This is a genomic window from Streptomyces humidus (assembly GCF_014649655.1).
Lineage (GTDB): Bacteria > Actinomycetota > Actinomycetes > Streptomycetales > Streptomycetaceae > Streptomyces > Streptomyces humidus.
Map to the genome: position 1 here is coordinate 75,658 of NZ_BMTL01000013.1, position 22,121 is coordinate 97,778.

The window sequence follows — 22,121 nt, forward strand, 5'->3', positions numbered from 1 at the left end:
CCTCACGCGTAGGGGCTGTCGGCGCCCGCGGCGGCGGGCTTGGGGGCGCGGCCGGGGCAGCAGCCGACCGGGCACAGGTGGTGGCTCGGCCCGAGCGCTCCGAGGGCGCACGGGGTGACCTCCAGGCCGCTCTCCACCGCCGCGCGCTCCAGGACGAGCTCACGGACCGCGGCGGCGAAGCGGGGGTCGGCGCCGACGGTGGCCGAACGGCGCATCGGCAGGCCGAGCTCGCGCGCCTTGGCGTCGGCCTCCGTGTCGAGGTCGTAGAGAACCTCCATGTGGTCGGAGACGAAGCCGATGGGGGCGATGACGACCGCCGGGACACCGGCCGCGTGCCGCTCCTCCAGGTGGTCGCAGATGTCCGGCTCCAGCCAGGGGATGTGCGGCGCGCCGGAGCGGGACTGGTAGACGAGCTGCCACGGGTGGTCCACGCCGGTGCGCTCGCGGACGGCGTCGGCGATCAGCCGCGCGGTGTCCAGGTGCTGCCTCACGTACGCGCCGCCGTCCCCGTGACCCTCGACCGGGCCGGAGGCGTCCGCGGCCGAGACCGGGATCGAGTGGGTCGAGAAGGCGAGGTGCGCGCCGTCCCGGACGCCCTCGGGAAGGTCGGCGAGCGAGCGCAGCACGCCGTCGATCATGGGTTCCAGGAAGCCGGGGTGGTTGAAGTAGTGCCGCAGCTTGTCGACCCTGGGCGGTTCGAGGCCCTCGGCCTCCAGCGCGGCCAGCGAGTCGGCGAGGTTCTCACGGTACTGGCGGCAGCCGGAGTAGGAGGCGTAGGCGCTGGTGGCGAGGACGAGCACGCGGCGGCGGCCGTCGGCGACCATCTCGCGCAGGGTGTCCGTGAGGTACGGGGCCCAGTTGCGGTTGCCCCAGTAGACCGGCAGGTCCAGGCCGTGGCCGGCGAAGTCCTTGCGCAGGGCGTCCAGCAGGGCGCGGTTCTGGGCGCTGATGGGGCTGACCCCGCCGAACAGGAAGTAGTGCTGCCCCACTTCCTTGAGGCGTTCCTTGGGGATGCCGCGCCCGCGGGTCACGTTCTCCAGGAACGGGACCACGTCGTCCGGGCCTTCCGGGCCGCCGAAGGAGAGCAGGAGCAGGGCGTCGTAGGGAGTGGCATCGAGCGCGTCTGGCATGGGTCGATCCTGCCACCCGGCTGCGACAGCCGGAAAACGGCCGGGCGGGCCGGCCCCGCGCGCGAAACCGGTTCACCAGGGTGCGTTAGGGTTGCCTAAGTTCGCTCGTCAGCTGTATGAGCTGTATTCACGCCTTACCGGTTCGGCCGGGCACCGCACACCCGCCGGGTCCTGCCGAACCTCCTCTCCTCGCGCCGCGCCGAGCCTTCACGCGCGCGTGAGCCGGACCACCGGAGACCCTGTGCCCAGCCCGTACCGCGCTCTGTTCACGGCCCCCGGCTCCAAGGCGTTCTCCGCCGCGGGGTTCCTGGGCAGGATGCCGCTGTCGATGATGGGCATCGGCGTGGTCACGATGGTTTCCCAGCTCACGGGCCGTTACGGGCTCGCGGGCGCGCTGTCGGCGACCATCGCGCTGGCGGCCGCGCTCCTCGGGCCGCAGATCTCGCGCATGGTGGACGTGCACGGGCAGCGCCGGGTGCTGCGCCCCGCGACGCTGGTCGCGCTCGCGGCCGCGGCCGGGCTGCTGCTGGCCGCGCACTTCGCGTGGCCGGAGTGGGTGCTGTTCGTGTGCGCCGTCGGCATCGGCACCGTGCCCAGCCTCGGCGCCATGGTCCGGGCCCGCTGGGCGGCTCTGTACCGGGGCACCCCGAAGCTGCACATCGCGTACTCCTTCGAGTCCGTGGTGGACGAGGTGTGCTTCATCTTCGGGCCGATCATCTCCATCGGCCTGTCCACGGTCTGGTTCCCGGAGGCCGGGCCGCTGCTGGCGGCCTGCTTCCTCGCCGTCGGCGTCTTCTGGCTGACCGCCCAGCGGGCCACCGAGCCCGAGCCCCATCCGCGCGGGCAGCGCGACAGGGGTTCCGCGCTGCGCTCGCCGGGCCTGCAGGTCCTGGTGTCCACCTTCGTCGCGACCGGAACGATCTTCGGGGCGGTCGACGTGGTCACCGTGGCCTTCGCCGACGAGCGCGGTCACAAGGGCGCCGCCAGCCTCGTCCTGGCGCTGTACGCGGCCGGCTCCTGCCTGGCGGGGATCGTGTTCGGCCTGCTGCGGCTCAAGGGGTCGCCGGAACGTCGCTGGCTGCTGGGCGTGTTCATGATGGGCGTGAGTATGATCCCCCTCCTACTGGTCGGAAACCTGCCGTCTCTGGCCGTGGCGCTCTTCGTAGCGGGTCTGGCCATCGCTCCCACGATGATCACCACCATGTCCCTCATCGAAGAGCACGTACCGCGCGCACAACTGACCGAGGGCATGACCTGGATCAGCACCGGGCTCGCCGTCGGGGTGGCGCTCGGCTCCTCCCTCGCAGGCTGGGTCATCGACGCGGCCGGGGCGCGGGCCGGGTACGGGGTTCCGGCGGTGTCCGGAGCCGTCGCGGTCGCGGTCGGTTTCCTGGGCTACCGCCGGCTGAGCAGGCCGGCTCCGGGTCGGGGAGGCACCGTTGAGCAGCACAGCGAGCGGGAAGAACGGCACGTGGCGTAACTGGGGCGGCAACGTCGTCACACGCCCTGCGCGGGAGGTCACGCCCGCCTCCGTCGACGAACTGGCCGAGGCGCTGCGCCGGGCCGCCGAGGACGGCATGAAGGTGAAGGCGGTCGGCACCGGCCACTCCTTCACGTCGATCGCGGCGACCGACGGTGTGTTGATCCGCCCTCAACTCCTGACCGGCATCCGCAAGATCGATCGCGACGACATGACCGTCACGGTCGAGGCCGGAACGCCGCTCAAGAGACTCAACCTGGCCCTGGCGCGCGAGGGTCTGTCGCTCACGAACATGGGCGACATCATGGAGCAGACGGTCTCCGGGGCCACCAGCACCGGCACCCACGGCACCGGCCGCGAGTCCGCCTCCATCGCCGCCCAGCTCAAGGGCCTCGAACTCGTCACCGCGGACGGCTCGGTGCTCGTCTGCTCCGAGAAGGAGAACCCCGAGGTCTTCGCGGCCGCCCGGATCGGCCTGGGCGCCCTCGGCGTCGTCACCGCGCTCACCTTCGCCGTGGAGCCCGTGTTCCTGCTCACCGCGCGCGAGGAGCCGATGTCCTTCGACAAGGTCCTCGCCGAGTTCGACGAGCTGTGGGCCGAGAACGAGCATTTCGAGTTCTACTGGTTCCCGCACACCGGCAGCACCAACACCAAACGCAACAACCGCAGCGCCGGCCCGGCCGAGCCGGTGAGCCAGGTCGCGGGCTGGATCGAGGACGAGCTCCTCTCCAACGGCGTCTTCCAGGTGGCCCAGTGGGTCGGCCGGGCGGCGCCCGCCACGATCCCGGCGATCGCCCGGCTCTCCAGCAAGGCCCTGTCGGCGCGCACCTACACCGACATCCCCTACAAGGTGTACACGTCGCCGCGCCGGGTGCGGTTCGTCGAGATGGAGTACGCGGTCCCGCGGGAGGCGGTGACCGAGACGCTGCGCGAGCTCAGGACGATGATCGACGGATCGGGGCTGCGGATCAGCTTCCCCATCGAGGTGCGCACCGCTCCCGCCGACGACATCACCCTGTCCACCGCCTCCGGCCGCGACAGCGCGTACATCGCCGTCCACATGGTCAAGGGCACGCCCTATCAGGGGTACTTCACCGCGGCCGAGCGCATCTTCACCGCGTACGAGGGCCGCCCGCACTGGGGGAAGGTCCACACGCGGGACGCGGAGTACTTCGCCGGCGTCTATCCGCGCTTCGAGGAGTTCACGGCGCTGCGGGACCGGCTGGATCCCGATCGTCTGTTCCAGAACGACTACCTGAGGAGGGTCCTGGGGACGTGACGGGGGGTGCGGGCGCGCCGGGCGGCCGGATCGTGACCGCCGTCGCGCGTCGGGCGCCACGGCGTCCCCGGGCTCGGAAGAAACCACGGGGCCGTGCTCCGGGATCGCGTGAAGTGTGCCACGCCCAAGATCGGGAAGGCTTGTGACGGAGGGCCGGAACCCCTCTTTTGCCAGAACTCGGGTGGCGCGCCAATCCACGCACGTGGCCCAAATGGAGTACTGTTGCCAGCCCTGGGCCCGGTCTCCCGCCAGGATGTCCGGGGCCTCGCTGGACCGCATGGAGGGGACTGGTTGCACAGGGTGGCGATGTCGGTCACTCAGCGTGGCGGGTAGGTTACCGTGCCATAACGGCGACGTAGGGCCTGTGTCCGACACGCCGGGCAACTCGGCAAGGTTGTGGCAGGCTGCACCCGGGCAGGCCACACTCGACTAGCGGAAGCAGCGACGCACGTGACGTCGGCAGGCACCACCCGGGAGGTCCCCATGCCCGAACTGCGTGTCGTGGCCGTCTCGAATGACGGCACACGGCTGGTGCTGAAGGCTGCGGACAGCACGGAGTACACGCTTCCGATCGATGAGCGTCTGCGCGCCGCCGTACGCGGCGACCGTCCCCGCCTCGGCCAGATCGAGATCGAGGTGGAGAGTCATCTCCGCCCCCGCGACATCCAGGCGCGTATACGTGCCGGTGCGACGGCCGAAGAAGTCGCGCAGATGGCGGGCATCCCCGTCGACCGCGTGCGCCGCTTCGAGGGCCCCGTGCTGGCCGAGCGTGCCTTCATGGCCGAGCGCGCCCGCAAGACTCCGGTGCGTCGGCCCGGCGAGAACGCCGGTCCGCAGCTCGGTGAGGCCGTCCAGGAACGGCTGTTGCTCCGCGGCGCCGAGAAGGACACCGTCCAGTGGGACTCGTGGCGCCGCGACGACGGCACCTGGGAGGTCCTGCTGGTCTACCGGGTCGCGGGCGAGCCGCACTCGGCGAGCTGGACGTACGACCCGCCCCGGCGGCTCGTCCAGGCCGTCGACGACGAGGCGCGTTCGCTGATCGGCGAGTCCGACGACCTGGCCGCCCCCGAGCCCAGCTTTCCGTTCGTCCCGCGTATCGCCCGGCTGCCCCGCGACCGTCCGCTGGACCGCACCCTCGACCGGCCCGGCCTGCCCGCCCAGCCGTCCGAGCCGGACGAGGAGAACGCCGGCGAGCGCGAACGCGACTCGCTGACCAGCCTGTTGGAGGCGGTGCCGAGCTTCCGTGGCGACATGGTCGTCCCGGAGCGCCCGACGACGGAGCCCGTCACGGAGGAGCCCGACGAGCAGGAGGTCCTCGCCGAGGAGCCCGCCGCGCCGGCCGCCTCCGCCGGTTCCGCCTACGCGGACGTTCTCATGCCGCGTTCCGTCGGCAGTCACCGTGACCGTCTGATCGGCGCCACCGACCGTCAGGCCGAGGCGGACGGCGTCCGTCCGGGCCGTCGGGCCGCGGTGCCGAGCTGGGACGAGATCGTGTTCGGCACCCGGCGGAAGAAGCAGGAGTAAGCGTCCCGGCAACTCCCCCGGGACGCAGGCCGGTTCCCACGTCCCGGGGGCCGGATCGCCGGATCGCCGGATCGCCGGATCGCCGGATGACAGGACCACCGGGTAGGAGGCTCCGCGCCGACCCTGCGTACGCGCGAAGGGCCGCACTCCGGGGTGCGGCCCTATTGACCGGCCCGTCACGCCGGACGGGTCACCCCGGGTCGGGGCCCACGGCGACCGGGCGGGCCGGGTCCGCGGACCACTCCGACCAGGACCCGACGTACAGAGCCGCCGGGATGCCCGCCACCGCCAGGGCAAGCACCTCGTGAGCGCCGGAGACCCCTGAGCCGCAGTACACGCCCACCTCGACGCCCTGCGACGCACCCAGGGCCTTGAAGCGGTCCCTCAGCTCCTCCGCGGGCAGAAAGCGGCCGTCCGGAGCGACGTTGTCGTTGGTGGGCGCGGACACCGCACCCGGGATGTGCCCGCCGACCCGGTCGATCGGCTCGACCTCACCCCGGTACCGCTCCCCCGCGCGGGCGTCGAACAACACGCCGGAGCGGGCGAGGGCCGCCGCGTCGTCCGCGTCGAGCAGACCCCCGGCGCCCGGCGCCGGCGCGAAGTCGCCCTCCTCGCGCGGGGGAACGTCTGTCGAGAGCTCGCCCGACCATGACGGCAACCCCCCGTCGAGGACTCGCACGTCCGGGTGACCCGTCCAGCGCAGCAGCCACCACGCGCGCGCCGCCGCCCATCCCTGCCCGCCGTCGTACACGACCACCGGCGTCCGGGCCGAGACGCCCGCCCGGCGCATGGCGGCGCCGAACTCCGCGAGGTCCGGCAGCGGGTGCCGGCCGCGGTCGCCCGACGGTCCCGCGAGCTCCTCGTCCAGGTCCACGTAGACCGCGCCGGGCACATGCCCCGACTCGTACGCGGCCCGGCCGTCGAACAGCGGCTCCCCGGCCGCCTTCGCCACGCTGAGCTGCCAGCGGACGTCGAGGACCACGGGCGGATCGCCCCCGGCCAGCTCGTCGGCCAGTTCCGATGCGGTGATGATGGCGTTCATGTCCCCCATCCTCGCGTACGGGGTGGCCCCGGCGCTCAGGTCCGGCTACTCTGCTCGGCCGGACCCGCTCGATCACGCGGCGTGCGGGGGCGAACACGTGCCGTACAGGCGATCGACATGCGGCGACCATCGCGCGCCGACCGAAGAGAAACCCCATCAGGCATCCTCCGAGGGCTGAGGCGACGCGGCCACCACGAGTGGCCGAGGAGAGAGTGACGATGACCGAGGCAGGCGGGCCGGCCGGCCCGATCGGCGCAGCACATGCCCGCTACGCGCCCGGTACACCCTGCTGGGTGAGTCTGATGGCGCACGGGTTGACGGCGACTCAGGAGTTCTACGGCGGGCTCTTCGGCTGGGAGTTCCAGCCCGGCCCGCAGCAGCTCGGCCCCTATGTGCACGCGCTGCTCGACGGCCGCGAGGTGGCCGGCATCGGCAAGCTGGCCCCGGACCGGCATCTCCCTGTCGCCTGGACGCCCTACTTCGCCTCGGACGACGTGGACTCGACCGCCGAAACGGTACGGCTGTGCGGGGGCACGATCGGGGTGGGCCCGCTGGAGGCCGCCGACGCCGGCCGTCTCGCGATCGGCTCCGACCCCTCCGGCGCCGTCTTCGGCGTCTGGCAGGCCGGCGCCCATGTGGGCACCGAGGTCACCGGCGTTCCCGGCACGCCCGTCTGGTACGAGCTGACGACCTACGAGACCGCGAGCGTCCGCAAGTTCTACGCGACGGTGTTCGGTTACGCGGAGGAGGCGGCGCCGGCGACCGACTTCGACCACGTGACCCTGCGTGTCGACGGCCGGCCGGTCGCCGGGGTCCACGGGGTGGGCGCGGCGCTGGCCCGGGATCTGGGGCCGCACTGGACTACGTACTTCGAGGTGGCCGACGTGGACGCGGCCCTCACGCTCGTCGTGGGCCTCGGCGGACGCGTCCTCGGGCCGGCTCATGACAGCGCGTACGGGCGCGTGGCGGCCGTGGTCGATCCCGAGGGGGCCCACTTCTCCCTGCTCCAGGACGCGCCCTGAGCATCCGCCTCCGGCCCGCGGGCCGCCCGGGCCGGGCCTGCTGAACCGACGGCACGTCGGGCGGCAGGGACGCAGCCCGCGCCGACGACGCGGGCATCCGGCGCCGGTGGTGGCGTCGGCACAGGACCTCGTGGCCGATCGTGTCGGCCTGGTGCTGTGGGGACGGCGCCCTCTGCCGCGTCTGCCGTGGACAAGTCGACGGCGCGTCAGGTCCGTCGGCCGGATGGGAAGGGCCGAGTTGGGCCGCAGCGTGTGCGGCACGGACCGGTCCGCCCCTTGCGCGGGTGGGCGCAGGGCAGCCATGTCCTGCCGACCGGCTCGTGCCGGCGTCCGCTCCAGGAGAGCGGGCACTTCCTATCGTGGGGACCGCGTACCGCCCGTCGTGCCGCGACGGCCCGTGCCTGCGTATGTGACCGCGATGACGAAGGTCAGGCCGACGACCGCGGCGGGAGCGATCGCCGCCGCCGCGAGCCGGTCCGCGCCGTCCTCGGGTCCGGCGGCCACCAGGAGGGCCGCCGTGGCCACGGCGGCGGCCAGTCCGCAGAACAGGAGGGCGGCGAAGGCGTGCCGGGAGCGGCCGTGTCCGGGCCGGCCGGGGGCCGGCGCCGCGAAGTGACGGGCGATCTCCCGCACCTCCCGGCGGTGCTGCGCGGCGGCACGGATCCGCAGTGCGGCCGCGACGGTCGCACCCGCCACCGCCATGACGCAGGCCGCCTGCAACCTCACGCCGGCGAAGAGCACTGCGGCGACGACCGCGGCCGTGCTCCAGCCGGTCAGGCAGGCCGCCGCCGCGGTACGGCGGGAGACCGGCCGGTCGGCCCCGGCGCGCAGATCGGCGAGGGCAGGGACGTACCAGACGCAGCCGGCGGCGGTCGCCAGCGCGGCGCCGAGCGCCGGGACGGTGTGGGACACCTCAGCTCACCGCCTCGGCCGCGGCGATCTCGGGGTGGTGGAGGTCGAAGGCCGGCGACTCGGACCGGATCCGCGGCAGCCTGGTGAAGTTGTGCCTCGGGGGCGGGCAGGAGGTCGCCCACTCCAGCGAACGGCCGTAGCCCCACGGGTCGTCGACCTCGACCGGCGTGCCGTACCTGGCGGTCTTCCAGACGTTGTAGAAGAACGGCAGGATCGACAGGCCCAGCAGGAACGACCCGATCGTGGACAGGGTGTTGAGGGCGGTGAAGCCGTCGGCGGCCAGGTAGTCGGCGTACCGGCGGGGCATGCCCTCCGCGCCCAGCCAGTGCTGGACGAGAAAGGTCAGGTGGAAGCCCACCGTGAGCGTCCAGAAGGTGATCTTGCCGAGGCGCTCGTCGAGCATCTTGCCGGTGAACTTGGGCCACCAGAAGTGGAAGCCGGCGAACATCGCGTACACGACCGTGCCGAAGACCGTGTAGTGGAAGTGCGCGACGACGAAGTACGAGTCGGAGAGGTGGAAGTCCATCGGCGGCGAGGCCAGGATCACGCCCGTGAGGCCGCCGAAGACGAAGGTGATGAGGAAGCCCGTGGTCCACAGCATGGGCGTCTCGAAGCTGAGCGAGCCCTTCCACATGGTGCCGATCCAGTTGAAGAACTTCACGCCCGTCGGCACCGCGATCAGGAACGTCATGAAGGAGAAGAACGGCAGGAGAACGCCGCCGGTGACGTACATATGGTGCGCCCACACCGTCACCGACAGGCCCGCGATCGCGATCGTCGCGCCGATCAGGCCCATGTAGCCGAACATCGGCTTCCGGGAGAAGACGGGGATCACCTCGGAGACGATCCCGAAGAACGGCAGCGCCAGGATGTACACCTCCGGATGGCCGAAGAACCAGAAGAGGTGCTGCCACAGCAACGCGCCGCCGTTGGCCGCGTCGAAGACATGGCTGCCGAACTTGCGGTCGCACTCCAGGGCGAACAGGGCCGCAGCCAGGACCGGGAACACGATCAGGACCAGCACCGCGGTCAGCAGCACGTTCCACACGAAGATCGGCATCCGGAACATGGTCATGCCCGGTGCGCGCATGCAGATGATCGTGGTGATGAAGTTGACCGCACCGGCGATCGAGCCGAAGCCCGACAGCGCCACGCCCATGATCCACAGGTCGGCGCCGAGGCCCGGCGAGTGGACGGCGTCGGACAGCGGCGCGTACAGGAACCAGCCGAAGTCGGCGGCGCCGCCCGGGGTGAGGAACCCGAACGCGGCGATCGACGAGCCGAACAGGAAGAGCCAGTAGGCGAGCATGTTCAGCCGCGGGAACGCCACGTCCGGGGCGCCGATCTGCAGCGGCATGATCCAGTTGGCGAAGCCGGTGAACAGCGGCATCGCGAACATCAGCAGCATGATCGAGCCGTGCATGGTGAACGCCTGGTTGAACTGCTCGTTCGACATGATCTGCAGACCGGGCCGGGCCAGTTCCGCGCGCATCAGCAGGGCCGTCACACCGCCGACGACGAAGAAGACGAACGCGGTGACCAGGTACATCGTCCCGATCTTCTTGTGGTCGGTGGTCGTCAGCCAGTCCGTCCACGACGATCCGCCCGAGGTGTGCTCCGCCCGTCCGGATGCCTCGTCGGCCACGGCGACCGCGGCGTGCGGCCGCTCGGTCCCCATCTGCTGTATCTGTGCCTCGTCCACCGGACGGCGTCCTCCCTATCTGTCTCGTGCAACGACGAGCCGGAAGTGCCGAGGTGCGGGATGCAGACCTGGCTCTTCGCGGCCGCCGTCACATGATCAGCTGTGGGGTACCGGGGCCGGATAGGGCCGAACAGCCCCTCCGAAGCCCCTCGGACAGGGTCGAACATCCCTTTTCGCGCCGCTGAGCGGCCCGGCGCGCATCGTCTTGCCCAGCCCTCGCTTTGCCCAGCCCTCGCCTTGCCCAGCCCTCGCCTTGCCCAGCCCTCGCGGGCCGCTGAGCACCGATCGAGAGGCGCCAGGAAGCCGGGAGCGCCGGGCGACGGCACCGACGACGCGAGGCCCGCACACGACGAACCGCTCCGGAGACCATGCGCCTTCCCCTGCCCGGAAAACGCCCGCCCGCCCCGCGGAGGGGGCGGGCGGGCGCTTGTTCACAGGCTCGGCAGGGTGCCGTCCAGCGTGCCGTACGTGTCGTACAGGTCCTCCACGGCCAGGACCATGGACTCCACGCCGGGTTCGCGGACGATGACGAGACCCTTCATCCAGAGGTAGGTCCCGTTCAGGTTCTCACCGGTGTCGCGACACCGGTCCAGGATCTCCTGGATCTTGCTCATGGCCAGGACTACGGCGAACCAGCGTTTGCCGCCGGGGCCGGTGACGAGCACATCGCCGTCGTCGAGCGTCCCGGGCTCGTCGCCCGTCTCCACCGTGAACCGGAAGGTGAGTTCGGGCCTGCGGACCGTCCAGAACGGCTCATCGACCTCGATGTCCATGCGACTCCTCATCCATACAGCTTCTTCAGCCTCGCGATGACGTCGTCCTCGTTCTTCTTGTCGGACTTGCCGAGGACCTCGATCGTGTCACCCGTCTTCCGGTAGAACAGCCGCGCGCCGTGCGCACTGCGGGCGTACCTGACGTTGCCGAAGAGCGCCTTGGTGCCGGTGCCGGAATTCAGGTTGCCCGACATCAGCTTCTGGAACATGTTGTTGAGATCGCGCTGGACCGTCTGGTCCCGGCCCGCCTGCTCGGCCAGTTCCTTGAGCCTCTTGTCCTTCCCGACGAGGGACTTCATGCAGAACTTCGCCTCGGGAGCCGCCGACGCCGAGAACGCCTTGCGCGCGGCCGCGGCCGGAGCGAGGCCCAGCATGTCGTCGGCGAGGGTGAGCAGGCACTGCGCCGGCGCCTGCCCCTTGCGCAGGATCTCCAGCAGCTTGCGCAGCCGGTCCAGGGTGTGCTTCGCCTGGACCGTGTCGTCGAGGAACTTCGCGATACCGCTGCCGACCTTGGCGATGGCCTTGCCCAGCGCCGGGATCTTACCGACGGCGAGGACGAGGCCGGCGGCGTTGACGAGGGTCCACAGGCAGCTCACGACGTCCCCGGAGCCCAGGCAGCGCTTGAGGTCCTTCTCCCCGATGAACTCCAGGAGGATGTCCGCGCCGTTCTGCTTGACCCAGTCGATGACGTCCAGGGAGGCGAGGGCCTTCGCGGAGCGGTAGTCGTCCACGCAGGACTGGCCGCACTCCTTGAGCAGGAGCGCCTCGTCGCTCGCGGACAGGCCGGGACCGGAGTCGGGACTTCCCGTCGCGGCGGAGGCGCGGTCCGCCTCGACCCGCTTGCGGTACTCCTCCTCCGCCGAGTCGGCGGCGGCGTCGGCCTCCTCGGCGGAGCCCTGCGCGTCCTTGGCCGCGGCCTCGGCGCCGGTGGCGTCGTCCTCCGCCTCGGTCGCCGTGGCCCGCGCGCTCGCGGCGTCGGCGTCGGCGGCCTTCGCGGCGGAACGAGCACCTGCCGCGTCGCGCTCGGCCTCGGTGGCCTCGCTGTCGGCGGCGGTCGCCTCGGCCCGTGCGGTGTAGGCGGCGGACTGGGCGTAGGCCGCGTCGGAGCCGGCCTGGCGGTCGTACTCCTGGGCGCCGGCGTCAGCCTTCTTCGCGGCTTCGGCGGACTTCGCGGCGGCTGCCGCGGAGACCCGTGCGGCGGCGACCGCCGCTGCGGCGCGGGCGGCGTCGGCGGCGGCGGCCGCCGCTGCCTTCGCGGCAGCCTTGGCGTCGGCGGCGGCCTTGTCGGCGAGCGCCTTCGCGGTGGCGGCGGCCTTGGCCGCATCGTCGGACTTGGCCTTCGCGGCGGCGGCCTGCTGTTCGGACAGCGTCAGCGAGGTCTGGCCGACGAGGACGGCGAACGCGGCGGAGGAGTCCGTCTCCTTGTACGCGGTGCCGATGTTGACGGCCTCGTTGGCAGGCTTGATCACCTCGGCCGCCGAGTCGCGGGCGGCGGTGGCGTGCTCGGCCGCCGCATAGGCGTAACCGGCGGTGACGGCCGCCCAGGAGGCGGTCTTGTCAGCCTCGGAACGGGCGGCGGTGGCCTCGGTGCGCGCGGTGACGGCGGCAGCGGCGGCCTTCTTGGCCTCCACCTCCGCGTTCTCGGCGTTCTTCTGCGCGGCTGCTGCCGCTTCGATCGCGGTGGCGGCGGCGGCGTGCGCGGTGACCGCGGCGGCATGCGTCGTCCGGTAAGCGGCCTGGGCGGTCTGTGCCGCCGACTCCGCCCGGTACGCCGCCCCGTCGGCCCTGATGGACGCCGCGCGGGCGGCGACGGCCGCGGTGGTCGCGGTGTCGGCCTCCTGTTGGGCGTCGGCCGCGGCGGATGTCGCCGTGTTCGCGGCGGCGCGCGCCTCGGTGGCGGCGGCCCGGGTCTCCTGCGCGGCAGCGGTGCCCTCGGCGGCAGCGGCGGCGGATTCGAGCGCGGCGGCGCGGGAGAGCGCGGCCTGCTTGTCGCGGGCGGCGTCCTTCGCCCGGTTCTTGGCCTCGTACGCCCGTTGCTGGGCCGCGATCGCGGTGGCGTACCCCTCCTCGGCGGTGGCGCCCGAGGTCTCGGCGGCGGAACGGGCCGAGGCCGCCGTGGCCTGGTCCTGCTTGGCCCGGGTCTCGGCGGCCTCCGCCTTGGCGCGCTCACGGGTGGCGTTGGCGTGCTCGGCCCCGGCGGTCGCGGCGGCGGCCTCGGCGGTGGCACGGGCCGCCTTCGCGGTCGCCGCCCCGGCCTGCGCCGTCTTCTCGGCGGCCTCGGCGGTGGTCTGCGCGGTCTTGGCCTTGGCGGCGTTGGCCGCCGCCTCCTTGGCCTGGGCGTCGGCCGCGTCCGCGGCGGCCTTCGCCTGGGCGGCGGCCTCCTCGGCGGCGGCCCGACGGAATTCGGTGTTGATCGCGTGGGCCTGCGTCTGGGACAGCGCGAGCTGGGCCTTGCTGTCGGCGACGGTCGCCTTGGCCGCGTTCAGCGCGGTCTGTGTGGCCTTCGCGGCGGCCTGCGTCGCGGCGTACGAGGCCTTCACGACCTGCACCGACTGCTGGGCGTAGAGCAGACCCCGGCCGCGTGGCGTCCTCGCGGCGTCGGCGATGGCGTACGCGCTGGTCTGGGCGGCGGCGGCCTTGTCGGCGGCGGTCTTGGCGGCCGTGACCGCGGCATTGGCCAGCGTGACCTGGGCGGCGGCCTTGTCGCGGGCCTTGGTCAGGTCCGTCGCGGCCTGTGTGAACAGGCTCTTGGCGGGGCGCCCGGGTTCGTCGGCGGGCTTGCCGGCCCAGAACTTCTGCCAGGTGAGGATCTGGTCGGCCAGCCACGCCTGGCCGATCGACTCGATCATCGCGTCGGTGGCCTTCTGCGCCTGCGCGGCGGCGCTCCCCTCGGCGGCCATGATGTCGGCACGCGGCTTGGCCTGCCCGGCGTACTCCTGCTCCCACTCCGCGTAGGCGGCGGCCGTCACCGGGGCGAGGACACGGCGCGGGTCCTGGGGGTTCCAACTGTCGCAGCCGGCCCAGGAGACCTTGAGGGACTCCACCTCCGTGCGGTACTCGGGCGAGCCGTCGGCCGGGGCCTGGGTGGGGAAGCCGCCCTGTCGCAGATAGCGGGCGATGTCGCTGGAGGTGATGGAGTTGAATGGCCCCTCGACGTTGCCCGGATAGAGGGTGAAGTCGGCGAGCTGGTCGTCGCCCGCCGGGCTCTTGCCCTTCAGGGACGCGGCGAGCTTGCGGGCGCCGTCCAGGGACGCGGCGCTCGGGGCGCTGCGGCCGTCCTGCCCGAACGTGTCGTACAGCGCCTCCTGCGGGCCCAGGGTGAACGCCTTGATGCCGGCGTCGAACTCGGGGGAGATCAGGGACATCCCGGTGGCGCCGGTCGCGCTCATCGCGTACGGGCGGTTCGCGGCCTCCCAGCCCTTCTTGCGGGCGTCGGCCCCCTGGACGTAGGCGACGGCGCTCGCCCGGTCGGCGCGCAGGGCGTCGTCCAGGAGGCTCGGATAGATGTTGTCCTTGCGCAGCAGGGCGGCGGCGAGGTCGGCGTCGGTGCCGTTCAGGGCCTTCGTCGCGGCGGCCTTGACCGTGGCGCCGCCGATGTGGAGGGCATGGCCGACCTCACAGCGGTCGGCGCGCGGGCCCTGGCCGAAGGTGATGCGGGCCCCGGCGCCGTTGTCCGGGAGCGGGTCGGCCGCCTGGGCGGGCAGAGCGTACGCCAGGCCGGTGAGCAGGGACACAGCGGTGGTCAGCGCCGTGCCTGCCAGTCCTCGTCTTAACCGTCGGTGTCTGAGCATGTGGCTCCTCACGTCGCATGGGCGATCGGGAGGAAGCGGGCATCCGTGACATCATGACGGCCCCACGGAAAGCTGACGGCGGGCATGACGGCACCACGCAGCACGTGAAGAATCTCAATGAATCGGGCAAGGCCGTCACAGTGGTCAGGAGTGGACGGCCGCCCTCTTCCCCCGTTGAACGCACAGAGCCTGGCACATCGAAAGGGCTTGCGAAAGGGCTTTCCCGGATACGGCAGGGTGGATGATCGCGCCCCCCTGCGGGCGCACCCACACATCCCGGGATCAAGCAGACGACCAGGTGACGGCACGTCATATGTGCTGCATTTCCGGCAAGTTAGCGGGGAACGACCTGGGCCGCCGCATGAACTCACCGTGCGACGCGATGTCTGCCGGTCGTCCGGACGGCGAGTCTCGGCGCACCTGACGGGACACCCCGTGCGGGCGGAGACCGAGAGGCTCCGCGGACCACGGCCGCGGTGAACCGCGCCCCACGGGGCCGACCGCGCTCAGTCGGAGGCCACCGGCAGGACGTCCGGCGAGAGCGCGCCGGCCCGGACGGAAGCGCTCGTCATGCGGCGACGATGGTGGCGCCTGCACAGGACCTCGTAGCCGATCGTGTCGGCCTGGTCGACGTCGCCGACGACGACCTGCGCGCCCTCGACGACCATGACGCCGCCCACCGTGCGGGCGTTGTGCGTGGCACGGGCTCCGCACCAGCACAGCGCCTCGACCTGCAGTACCTCGACGCGGTCGGCGAGTTCGACGAGCCGCTGGGAACCGGGGAACAGCTTGGACCGGAAGTCGGTGGTGATGCCGAAGGCGTAGACGTCGACGCCGAGGTCGTCGACCACGCGCGCGAGCTGGTCGATCTGCTCCTCGGCCAGGAACTGCGCCTCGTCGGCGATCACGTAGTCCGCGCGGCGGCCCTGCGAGAGGTGGTCGACGAGATAGGCGTACAGGTCCTGGCCGTCCTCGACCTCGACCGCGTCGGTGACCAGACCGAGGCGGGAGGACAGCTTTCCCTCGCCCGCGCGGTCGTCACGGGTGAAGATCATGCCCTGCAGACCGCGGGCGGAGCGGTTGTGCTCTATCTGGAGAGCCAGTGTCGACTTCCCGCAGTCCATGGTTCCGGAGAAGAACACCAGCTCGGGCATGGGGAGTCGAGCGCCTTTCGGTCAAGGAGAGGGACAACGGCGGGAGACGGTTCCGGCTTCAGGAGCGTACTTCGAGCAGGGGGACGAACTGCTCGGCAGGGGTCATCGAACCGTGGTTGCCGACCATCGCCGACTCCTTGGGCTCCCGCTCCGACGCGATGATCAGGACGTCGTCCCGGGCGGCCGCGATCACGTCGCCGAGGCGGCCGTACACCCGCTCGTCGACCTGCGGACCGAACCAGCCCGCCGTGATCGCCTCGTCGCGCGAGGCGACCCAGAACTGTTCGCCGAGCACCTCGCGCCAGCAGGTCAGCACGTCGTCCGCGGCGCCCGGCACGGCGTAGACATGGCGGGCGCGGCCCTCGCCGCCCAGCAGGGCGACGCCGGCGCGCAGTTCCCAGTCCGCGTCGAAGTCGATGCGGTGCTCCTCGTCGAAGGGCACGTCGATCATGCCGTGGTCGGCGGTGACGTAGAGCGCGCTGCGCGGCGGGAGTTGCTCGGCGAGACGCTGGACGAGCCGGTCGACGTGCATGAGCTGACCGCGCCAGGTGTCGGAGGCGACGCCGTAGCGGTGCCCCGCGCCGTCCAGTTCGGCGTAGTAGGTGTAGACGAGGGAGCGGTCGCCTGCGGCGAGCTGTTCGGCGGCGAGGTCCATGCGCTCCTCGCCGGTGAGCCGCCCGTGAAACGTTCCGCCGCTGAGCGCGACCTTGGTCAGCGGGGTGTTCTGGAACGCTGGGGACGACACCTGGGCGGCGTGCACGCCCGCCTGGTGGGCGAGCTGGAACACGGTCGGGTACGGCTGCCACTTCCCCGGCGCGGTCCACGGCTGCCAGCGGAGCTGGTTCATCAGCTCGCCGGTGTCCGGGTTGCGCACGGTGTAGCCGGGCAGCCCGTGCGCGCCCGGCGGGAGGCCGGTGCCGACGGAGGCGAGGGAGGTCGCGGTGGTCGCCGGGTAGCCGGCGGTCAGCGGGCGTCCGGTGCCGCCGCGCGAGCTGCCGAGCAGCGCGTGCAGATAGGGCGCCTCGTCGGGGTGGGCCTTGATCTGCTCCCAGCCGAGGCCGTCGACGAGGAAGACGCAGTTGCGGTCCGCGGGGGCGAGCTCCGGGATCGCCGCGGTCATCCCGGGCACGGCCATGCCCGCCGCCAGCGTGGGCAGCAGGTCGGCCAGGGAGCCGGAACCGTACTCGGGGACGGGGGCGGAGCCGACGACGAGCGGTTCGGGGAAGTCCCAGAGGGCGGACCGGTCCATCAGCGGGTGACGTCCGCGGTGGCTTCGGAGAGCGACTGCGCGAAGGCCAGGGCCTGGCGCACCGTCTCCGGGCCGTCCCCGGCCTCGCTGACGCGCAGGCTGAGGTCGTCCGCCGTCGAGCTGCCCGTGTAGCCGTGGTCGGCGTCGCAGTCGGGGTCGCCGCAGGCGGCCGGCTCCAGGTCGAGGCGGGAGACGGCGCCCCAGCCGATGGTGAGCACGACCTCGCGCGGCAGGGCGCCCGGCGTGTACGACTCCGGGTTGGCGACCACCCGGCTGAGCACGACCGACGAGATCCTGGCGAGCTTGACGGACTCCGTGGACGTCGTCGCGTAGGGCGTCGGGGAGGTGCTGTCGGCGGCCTGCTCGTCGGTGTGGCTGACGATGAAGCGGTTGCCGGTGAGCACCAGCACGGTCACATGCCGGCGCACCTCGTTCTGGTCGAACGTGGTCTCCTGGTGGACCAGGAACGACCGGATCGGCTCGCCGCCCACGGCGGCCTCCACCGCCTCGGCCACGAGGGCCGGGTAGTAGCCGCTGCGCTCGATCGCCGCGCGCAGCCCCTGGGTCGTCGTACTGGTCTTGGCCATGCCCTCCATCCTACGGGGACCCACTGACTGCGAGGCACCGCTCAGGGGCGCCCGGACGGACCCGGGGCGGCCGCGGTCCGTTCCGGCGAGCGTCCGCGGGCCGCGTCCGCCCGGTCGGCGCGCCGTCCGGGCGGCGGCTCCTCGCACGCGTGCCCGGGACGGAACGCTTCGGCGATGTCCGGCCGTTCCGCCGTCGGGGCCCGGGGCGGGTGTCCCGTCCGGGCCGTTCAGTAGGCCGGCAGGGTCCTCGGGCCGAGGTCGTCGCGCGCGGGCGGGGGCGCGAGACGGACCGACGCGCCGAGGACGCTGACCCCGTGCGGGGCGACGACGACCGGCTCCAGGGTGACGGCGACGACCTCGGGGTGGTCGTCGACCAGCCGCGAGACGCGCAGCAGGAGCTCTTCCAGGGCCGGGGTGTCGACGGGCTTCGAGCCGCGCCAGCCGAACAGGAGCGGAGCCGTGCGGATGGAGCGGATCAGCGACGTGGCGTCGCGGTCGGTGACCGGGACCAGCCGGTGTGCCATGTCCCCGAGCAGCTGCGAGGCGGCCCCCGCGAGCCCGAAGGACAGCACCGCTCCCGCCGCGGGGTCGATGACCGCCCGCACGACCGTGTCGACCCCGCGCGGCGCCATCGCCTGGACGACCGGCCGGAGTTCCTGCGGCGCGCCGAAGAGCTCCGTCAACTCGGCGTACGCCCTGCGCAGTTGTTCCTCGTCGGCCAGATCCAGACGCACTCCCCCCAGATCGGCCCGGTGCCGCAGGTGGGGGGCGGTCGCCTTGAGGGCGACGGGGTAGCCGAGCGCGCCCGCGGCCCGCACGGCCTCCTCGGGGGTGGGCGCGGGGATCGCCGGGCGGGTGCGGATGCCGTAGCGGCCGAGCAGCTCGCAGGTCTCCTCGGCGCCGAGGGTGAGGCCCTGCCCGCGCGCGAGGAGCCCGGCGATCAGTCGGGCGGCGCCCTTCTCGTCGATGTCGTCGTACTCGGGGACCTTGCCGGGGTCGGCGGCCTCGCGGCGCCACTGGGCGTACTTCACCGCCTCGGCGAGGGCGCGGACGGCGCGTTCGGCGGCGGGGTAGGCGGGGATGAGGTGTGCCCCCTCGGGCGCCTCGACGGCGGCCGGCCGGGGGGCGGGCCCGGCCTCCGCACGCGCGCGTGCGGCGCCTTCCGCGCGCGGTGCGGTGCTCGTGGCGGCCGACAGGGCCGCCGCGAGGCCGCCGAGTTCCACGTGCACGACGAGGACCGGTTTGGCGGGAGCCGCGGCCGCGGCCGAGCGCAGGGCCTGCGCGAGTTCCGCGTCCCCGGGCGAGCGCTCACCGATCGCCGGGATCGCCGTCACCACCACCGCGTCGCACGTCTCGTCGGCCAGCGCCCGCGCCAGTGCCGCGTGGAAGTCCTCCGCCGAGGCCTCCGTGGTCAGATCCGAGGGCGGCTGCGGACGCAGCCCCTCGGAGAGACAGGCGTCGTAGGTGAGCAGTCCGAGCGACTCGGAGTTGCCGAGAATCGCGACCCTCGGTCCCGGCGGCAGCGGCTGGCGGGCCAGCAGCAGGCCTGCGTCGACCAGCTCGGTGATGGTGTCGACGCGGATCACGCCGGCCTGCCGCAGCAGCGCCGACACGGTCGCGTGCGGCAGGCGGGTCGCCCGCACGGCATGGCCCTGCGGGGCGGAACCGGCGCCCTGGACGACGACCAGGGGCTTGGCCGCCGCCGTGCGCCGTGCGAGGCGGGTGAACTTGCGGGGGTTGCCGATGGACTCCAGGTACATGAGGGCGACGTCGGTGTCGGGATCGTCGTACCAGTACTGCAGGACGTCGTTGCCGGAGACGTCCGCACGGTTGCCGGAGGAGACGAAGGTGGACACGCCGGTGACGCCGGTGACGCCTCCGCCGCGCCGGTGGAGACGGGACAGCAGGGCGATCCCGATGGCGCCCGACTGGGCGAACAGGCCGATCCGGCCGGCCCTCGGCATCTCCGGGGCGAGGGACGCGTTCAGCCGCACCTGCGGGGAGGTGTTGATGACGCCGAAGGCGTTGGGCCCGATGATCCGCATGCCGTACGCGCGCGCCTGGCGCACCAGCCGGCGCTGGCGCTCGCGTCCGTCGGGGCCGCTCTCGGCGTAGCCGGCGGAGAGGACGACGAGCCCCTGCACTCCGTGCTCGCCGCACTCCGCCACGGCCTCGGGCACGTGCTCGGCGGGGACGGCGACGACCGCGAGGTCGACCGGCGCCTCCATCTCACGCACCGAGCGGTGGGCGGGCACCCCGTCGAGTTCCTTCAGGTCCTCGGGGAATGCCTTGTTCACGGCGTACAGGCGGCCGGTGAACCCGGCCTCCCGGAGGTTGCCGAGGACGCTGCGGCCGACGCCGCCCGGGGCGCGTCCGACGCCGAGGACGGCGACGGAGCCCGGCGCCAGGAGCCGTCCCACGGAGTGCGCCTCGGCGCGCTGCTCCCGCGCGCGCTGCACGGCGAGGGAGCGCTCGGTGGGTTCCAGGTCGAACTCGAGGCGGACGACGCCGTCCTCGAAGCTGCGCTTCTGGGTGTAGCCGGCGTCCGTGAACACCTTGATCATCTTGGTGTTGGCCGGGAGCACCTCGGCGGCGAAGCGGCGGATGCCGCGCTCGCGTGCGACGGCCGCGATGTGCTCGAGGAGCGCCGAGGCGACCCCGCGCCCCTGGTGGGCGTCCTGCACCAGGAAGGCGACCTCGGCCTCGTCGGCGGGCGCGGAGGCGGCCATGCCGTCGGCCCCGATCCGGTCGTAGCGTACGGTGGCGATGAACTCGCCGCCGACCGTGGCCGCGAGTCCCACCCTGTCCACGAAGTCGTGGTGCGTGAAGCGGTGGACGTCCTTTGCGGACAGGCGCGGGTAGGGCGCGAAGAAGCGGTAGTACTTCGACTCGTCCGACACCTGCTCGTAGAAGCTGACCAGGCGATCTGCGTCATCGACGGTGATGGGGCGGATGCGTGCGGTGCCGCCGTCGCGCAGCACCACGTCGGCCTCCCAGTGGGCGGGGTACTCGTGCCGGTCCGACGCGCTCTGCATGGGCCCCACAGTACGGCTCGCGCAGGACAACGGCGCACGGCAGTCTGTGGAGGACGTACGTCGGGTCGAGGCCGCGATCCGACGACCACACCGGGAGAGGGCGAGACGGACTCTCCCTCACACGCTTCACGTGTGGAACACTGGTCTAGACAACCTGAACCCCGAAGGGCAGCATCACATGGCTGAGCGCCGCGTCAACGTCGGCTGGGCCGAGGGCCTTCACGCCCGCCCCGCTTCCATCTTCGTCCGGGCCGCCACGGCCGCAGGCATCCCCGTGACGATCGCCAAGGCCGACGGCAACCCCGTCAACGCGGCCTCCATGCTGGCCGTCCTCGGCCTGGGCGCCCAGGGCGGCGAGGAGATCGTCCTCGCCTCCGACGCCGAGGGTGCGGACGTGGCCCTCGACCGACTGGCCAAGCTGGTCGCCGAGGGCCTCGAGGAACTCCCCGAGACCGTCTGAGCGGTCGCCGGTTCCGGTGAAGGGCTCGTCCGAATTATCGGGCGAGCCCTTCACATTTCCCGTTCCCGGGCAGCGGAAATAATCCCCCGCGAATTATCCCCTTCTTTGTATACGGCCCTCGCGTTAATTCCGCAGACCCGACATGTTTACGGGAGGTTGCGAAGTTCTCACACGGTCGACGCGCTCCGGGCCGCCGGAAAAGCGCAGCCGGTGCGCCGGCGTCGAGCGCTCGGCGTGCAGCGCCGTGATCGCCCGTGCGCGCTCCCCGTCCCCGCGCGTCACCGCGTCCACGATCGCGCCGTGCTCCGCCCAGGACTCCACCGGGTCGGCCGGGGCGTCCACCGTGTACATCCAGGCGATCTTGTGGCGCAGCTGGGTGAGCATCGACGCCAGAGCGGGGCTGCCGGAGGCCTGGGCGAGCGTCTCGTGGAACCAGCCGCCCAGGGAGCGCAGATCGCCGCTGCTGCCCCTCCTGGCCCGCTCCTGGCCCAGCCGGACGAGTCCGCGAAGCACCTTCAGATGGGCCTCGGTGCGCCGCTGAGCGGCCCGGGAAGCGCCGAGCGGCTCCAGCAGCATGCGCATCTCCAGCAGGTCGCCGGCCTCGTGCTCGGTCGGCTCCGCGACGCACGCGCCCGCGTGCCTCCGCGTGACCACGAAGCCCTCGGCCTCCAGTGTGCGCAGCGCCTCCCGGACGGGGACGCGGGAGACGCCGTAGCGGCGGGCGAGGAGTTCCTCGGTGAGGCGGCTGCCGCGCTCGTAGACGCCCGCGACGATGTCGTCCCGGACGGCTGTGCACACCGAGTGCGCCGGAATACGCATGACGGACCTCCGCCTTAATCCCCGTGAAACGTCGACGAATGACGCGTGTCCAGCGACTCTATTGCAATGAACGGGAATTTCCGATGGCGGGCCGGAATCCATGGATATTTTTTGGACAGGCCGCCCCGGGAAACGGCAAAGCCCCGGCCTGAGGGCCGGGGC

The 22,121-nt window shown here is 72.5% G+C and carries 16 protein-coding genes; 5 read left to right on the forward strand and 11 right to left on the reverse strand.

All coding sequences use genetic code 11. From position 1 onward, the window contains the following. Positions 1 to 2: 2 nt before the first annotated feature. Entirely contained in the window at positions 3 to 1,130 is a 1,128-nt protein-coding gene (locus tag IE239_RS17125; protein WP_190150192.1) for a ferrochelatase, read from the reverse strand. A 241-nt stretch (positions 1,131 to 1,371) separates the two neighbouring features. On the opposite strand from IE239_RS17125, the gene IE239_RS17130 reads away from it, so the two are divergent. The 3 genes from IE239_RS17130 to sepH all read left to right on the forward strand — a co-directional run bounded on the left by IE239_RS17130 (position 1,372) and on the right by sepH (position 5,413). Continuing rightward, positions 1,372 to 2,610, forward strand: a complete 1,239-nt coding sequence (locus IE239_RS17130) for an MFS transporter (protein WP_190150193.1) — start codon at positions 1,372 to 1,374, stop codon at positions 2,608 to 2,610. Further along, a complete protein-coding gene (locus tag IE239_RS17135; RefSeq protein ID WP_190150194.1) occupies positions 2,570 to 3,889 on the forward strand; it encodes a D-arabinono-1,4-lactone oxidase in 1,320 nt (439 codons plus the stop codon). The genes IE239_RS17130 and IE239_RS17135 overlap by 41 nt, the downstream gene beginning before the upstream one ends. A gap of 483 nt (positions 3,890 to 4,372) precedes the next feature. Continuing rightward, positions 4,373 to 5,413, forward strand: coding sequence for a septation protein SepH (gene sepH, locus IE239_RS17140; RefSeq protein WP_190150195.1), 1,041 nt, complete (start codon positions 4,373 to 4,375; stop codon positions 5,411 to 5,413). Positions 5,414 to 5,603: 190 nt separating this feature from the next. On the opposite strand, the gene IE239_RS17145 is transcribed toward sepH, so the two are convergent. Then, complete coding sequence (locus IE239_RS17145; RefSeq protein WP_190150196.1) at positions 5,604 to 6,455, reverse strand: sulfurtransferase; 852 nt, start codon at positions 6,453 to 6,455, stop codon at positions 5,604 to 5,606. A 218-nt stretch (positions 6,456 to 6,673) separates the two neighbouring features. Here IE239_RS17145 and IE239_RS17150 point away from each other — a divergent pair, with 218 nt between their 5' ends. Then, on the forward strand, positions 6,674 to 7,477 hold the full coding sequence (locus tag IE239_RS17150) for a VOC family protein (protein ID WP_190150197.1): 804 nt from the start codon (positions 6,674 to 6,676) through the stop codon (positions 7,475 to 7,477). A 354-nt stretch (positions 7,478 to 7,831) separates the two neighbouring features. Here IE239_RS17150 and IE239_RS17155 read toward each other — a convergent pair whose 3' ends face one another. From IE239_RS17155 to IE239_RS17190, 8 genes are all read right to left on the reverse strand, one after another. After that, positions 7,832 to 8,389, reverse strand: coding sequence for a hypothetical protein (locus IE239_RS17155; protein ID WP_190150198.1), 558 nt, complete (start codon positions 8,387 to 8,389; stop codon positions 7,832 to 7,834). Position 8,390: 1 nt separating this feature from the next. After that, entirely contained in the window at positions 8,391 to 10,067 is a 1,677-nt protein-coding gene (ctaD, locus tag IE239_RS17160; protein ID WP_268254516.1) for an aa3-type cytochrome oxidase subunit I, read from the reverse strand. Positions 10,068 to 10,522: 455 nt separating this feature from the next. Beyond that, positions 10,523 to 10,864: a hypothetical protein gene (locus IE239_RS17165; RefSeq protein WP_190150200.1), complete on the reverse strand. Its 342-nt coding sequence runs from the start codon at positions 10,862 to 10,864 to the stop codon at positions 10,523 to 10,525. 8 nt (positions 10,865 to 10,872) lie between these two features. Next, positions 10,873 to 14,598: a hypothetical protein gene (locus tag IE239_RS42145; protein ID WP_229878142.1), complete on the reverse strand. Its 3,726-nt coding sequence runs from the start codon at positions 14,596 to 14,598 to the stop codon at positions 10,873 to 10,875. Positions 14,599 to 15,161: 563 nt separating this feature from the next. Beyond that, the gene (locus tag IE239_RS17175) at positions 15,162 to 15,809 is read right to left on the reverse strand and encodes a thymidine kinase (protein WP_190150201.1); all 648 of its coding nucleotides are present in this window, start codon (positions 15,807 to 15,809) and stop codon (positions 15,162 to 15,164) included. A 58-nt stretch (positions 15,810 to 15,867) separates the two neighbouring features. Beyond that, positions 15,868 to 17,058: an alkaline phosphatase family protein gene (locus IE239_RS17180; protein WP_190150202.1), complete on the reverse strand. Its 1,191-nt coding sequence runs from the start codon at positions 17,056 to 17,058 to the stop codon at positions 15,868 to 15,870. After that, positions 17,058 to 17,654, reverse strand: coding sequence for a DUF5998 family protein (locus tag IE239_RS17185; protein WP_190150291.1), 597 nt, complete (start codon positions 17,652 to 17,654; stop codon positions 17,058 to 17,060). The genes IE239_RS17180 and IE239_RS17185 overlap by 1 nt, the downstream gene beginning before the upstream one ends. Positions 17,655 to 17,872: 218 nt before the next feature. Further along, complete coding sequence (locus IE239_RS17190; protein WP_190150203.1) at positions 17,873 to 20,680, reverse strand: bifunctional acetate--CoA ligase family protein/GNAT family N-acetyltransferase; 2,808 nt, start codon at positions 20,678 to 20,680, stop codon at positions 17,873 to 17,875. A 178-nt stretch (positions 20,681 to 20,858) separates the two neighbouring features. On the opposite strand from IE239_RS17190, the gene IE239_RS17195 reads away from it, so the two are divergent. After that, complete coding sequence (locus IE239_RS17195; RefSeq protein ID WP_069767459.1) at positions 20,859 to 21,140, forward strand: HPr family phosphocarrier protein; 282 nt, start codon at positions 20,859 to 20,861, stop codon at positions 21,138 to 21,140. A gap of 123 nt (positions 21,141 to 21,263) precedes the next feature. Here the strand turns inward: IE239_RS17195 and IE239_RS17200 are convergent, their stop codons facing one another. Further along, positions 21,264 to 21,959, reverse strand: coding sequence for a GntR family transcriptional regulator (locus tag IE239_RS17200; RefSeq protein WP_190150204.1), 696 nt, complete (start codon positions 21,957 to 21,959; stop codon positions 21,264 to 21,266). Positions 21,960 to 22,121 lie beyond the last annotated feature (162 nt).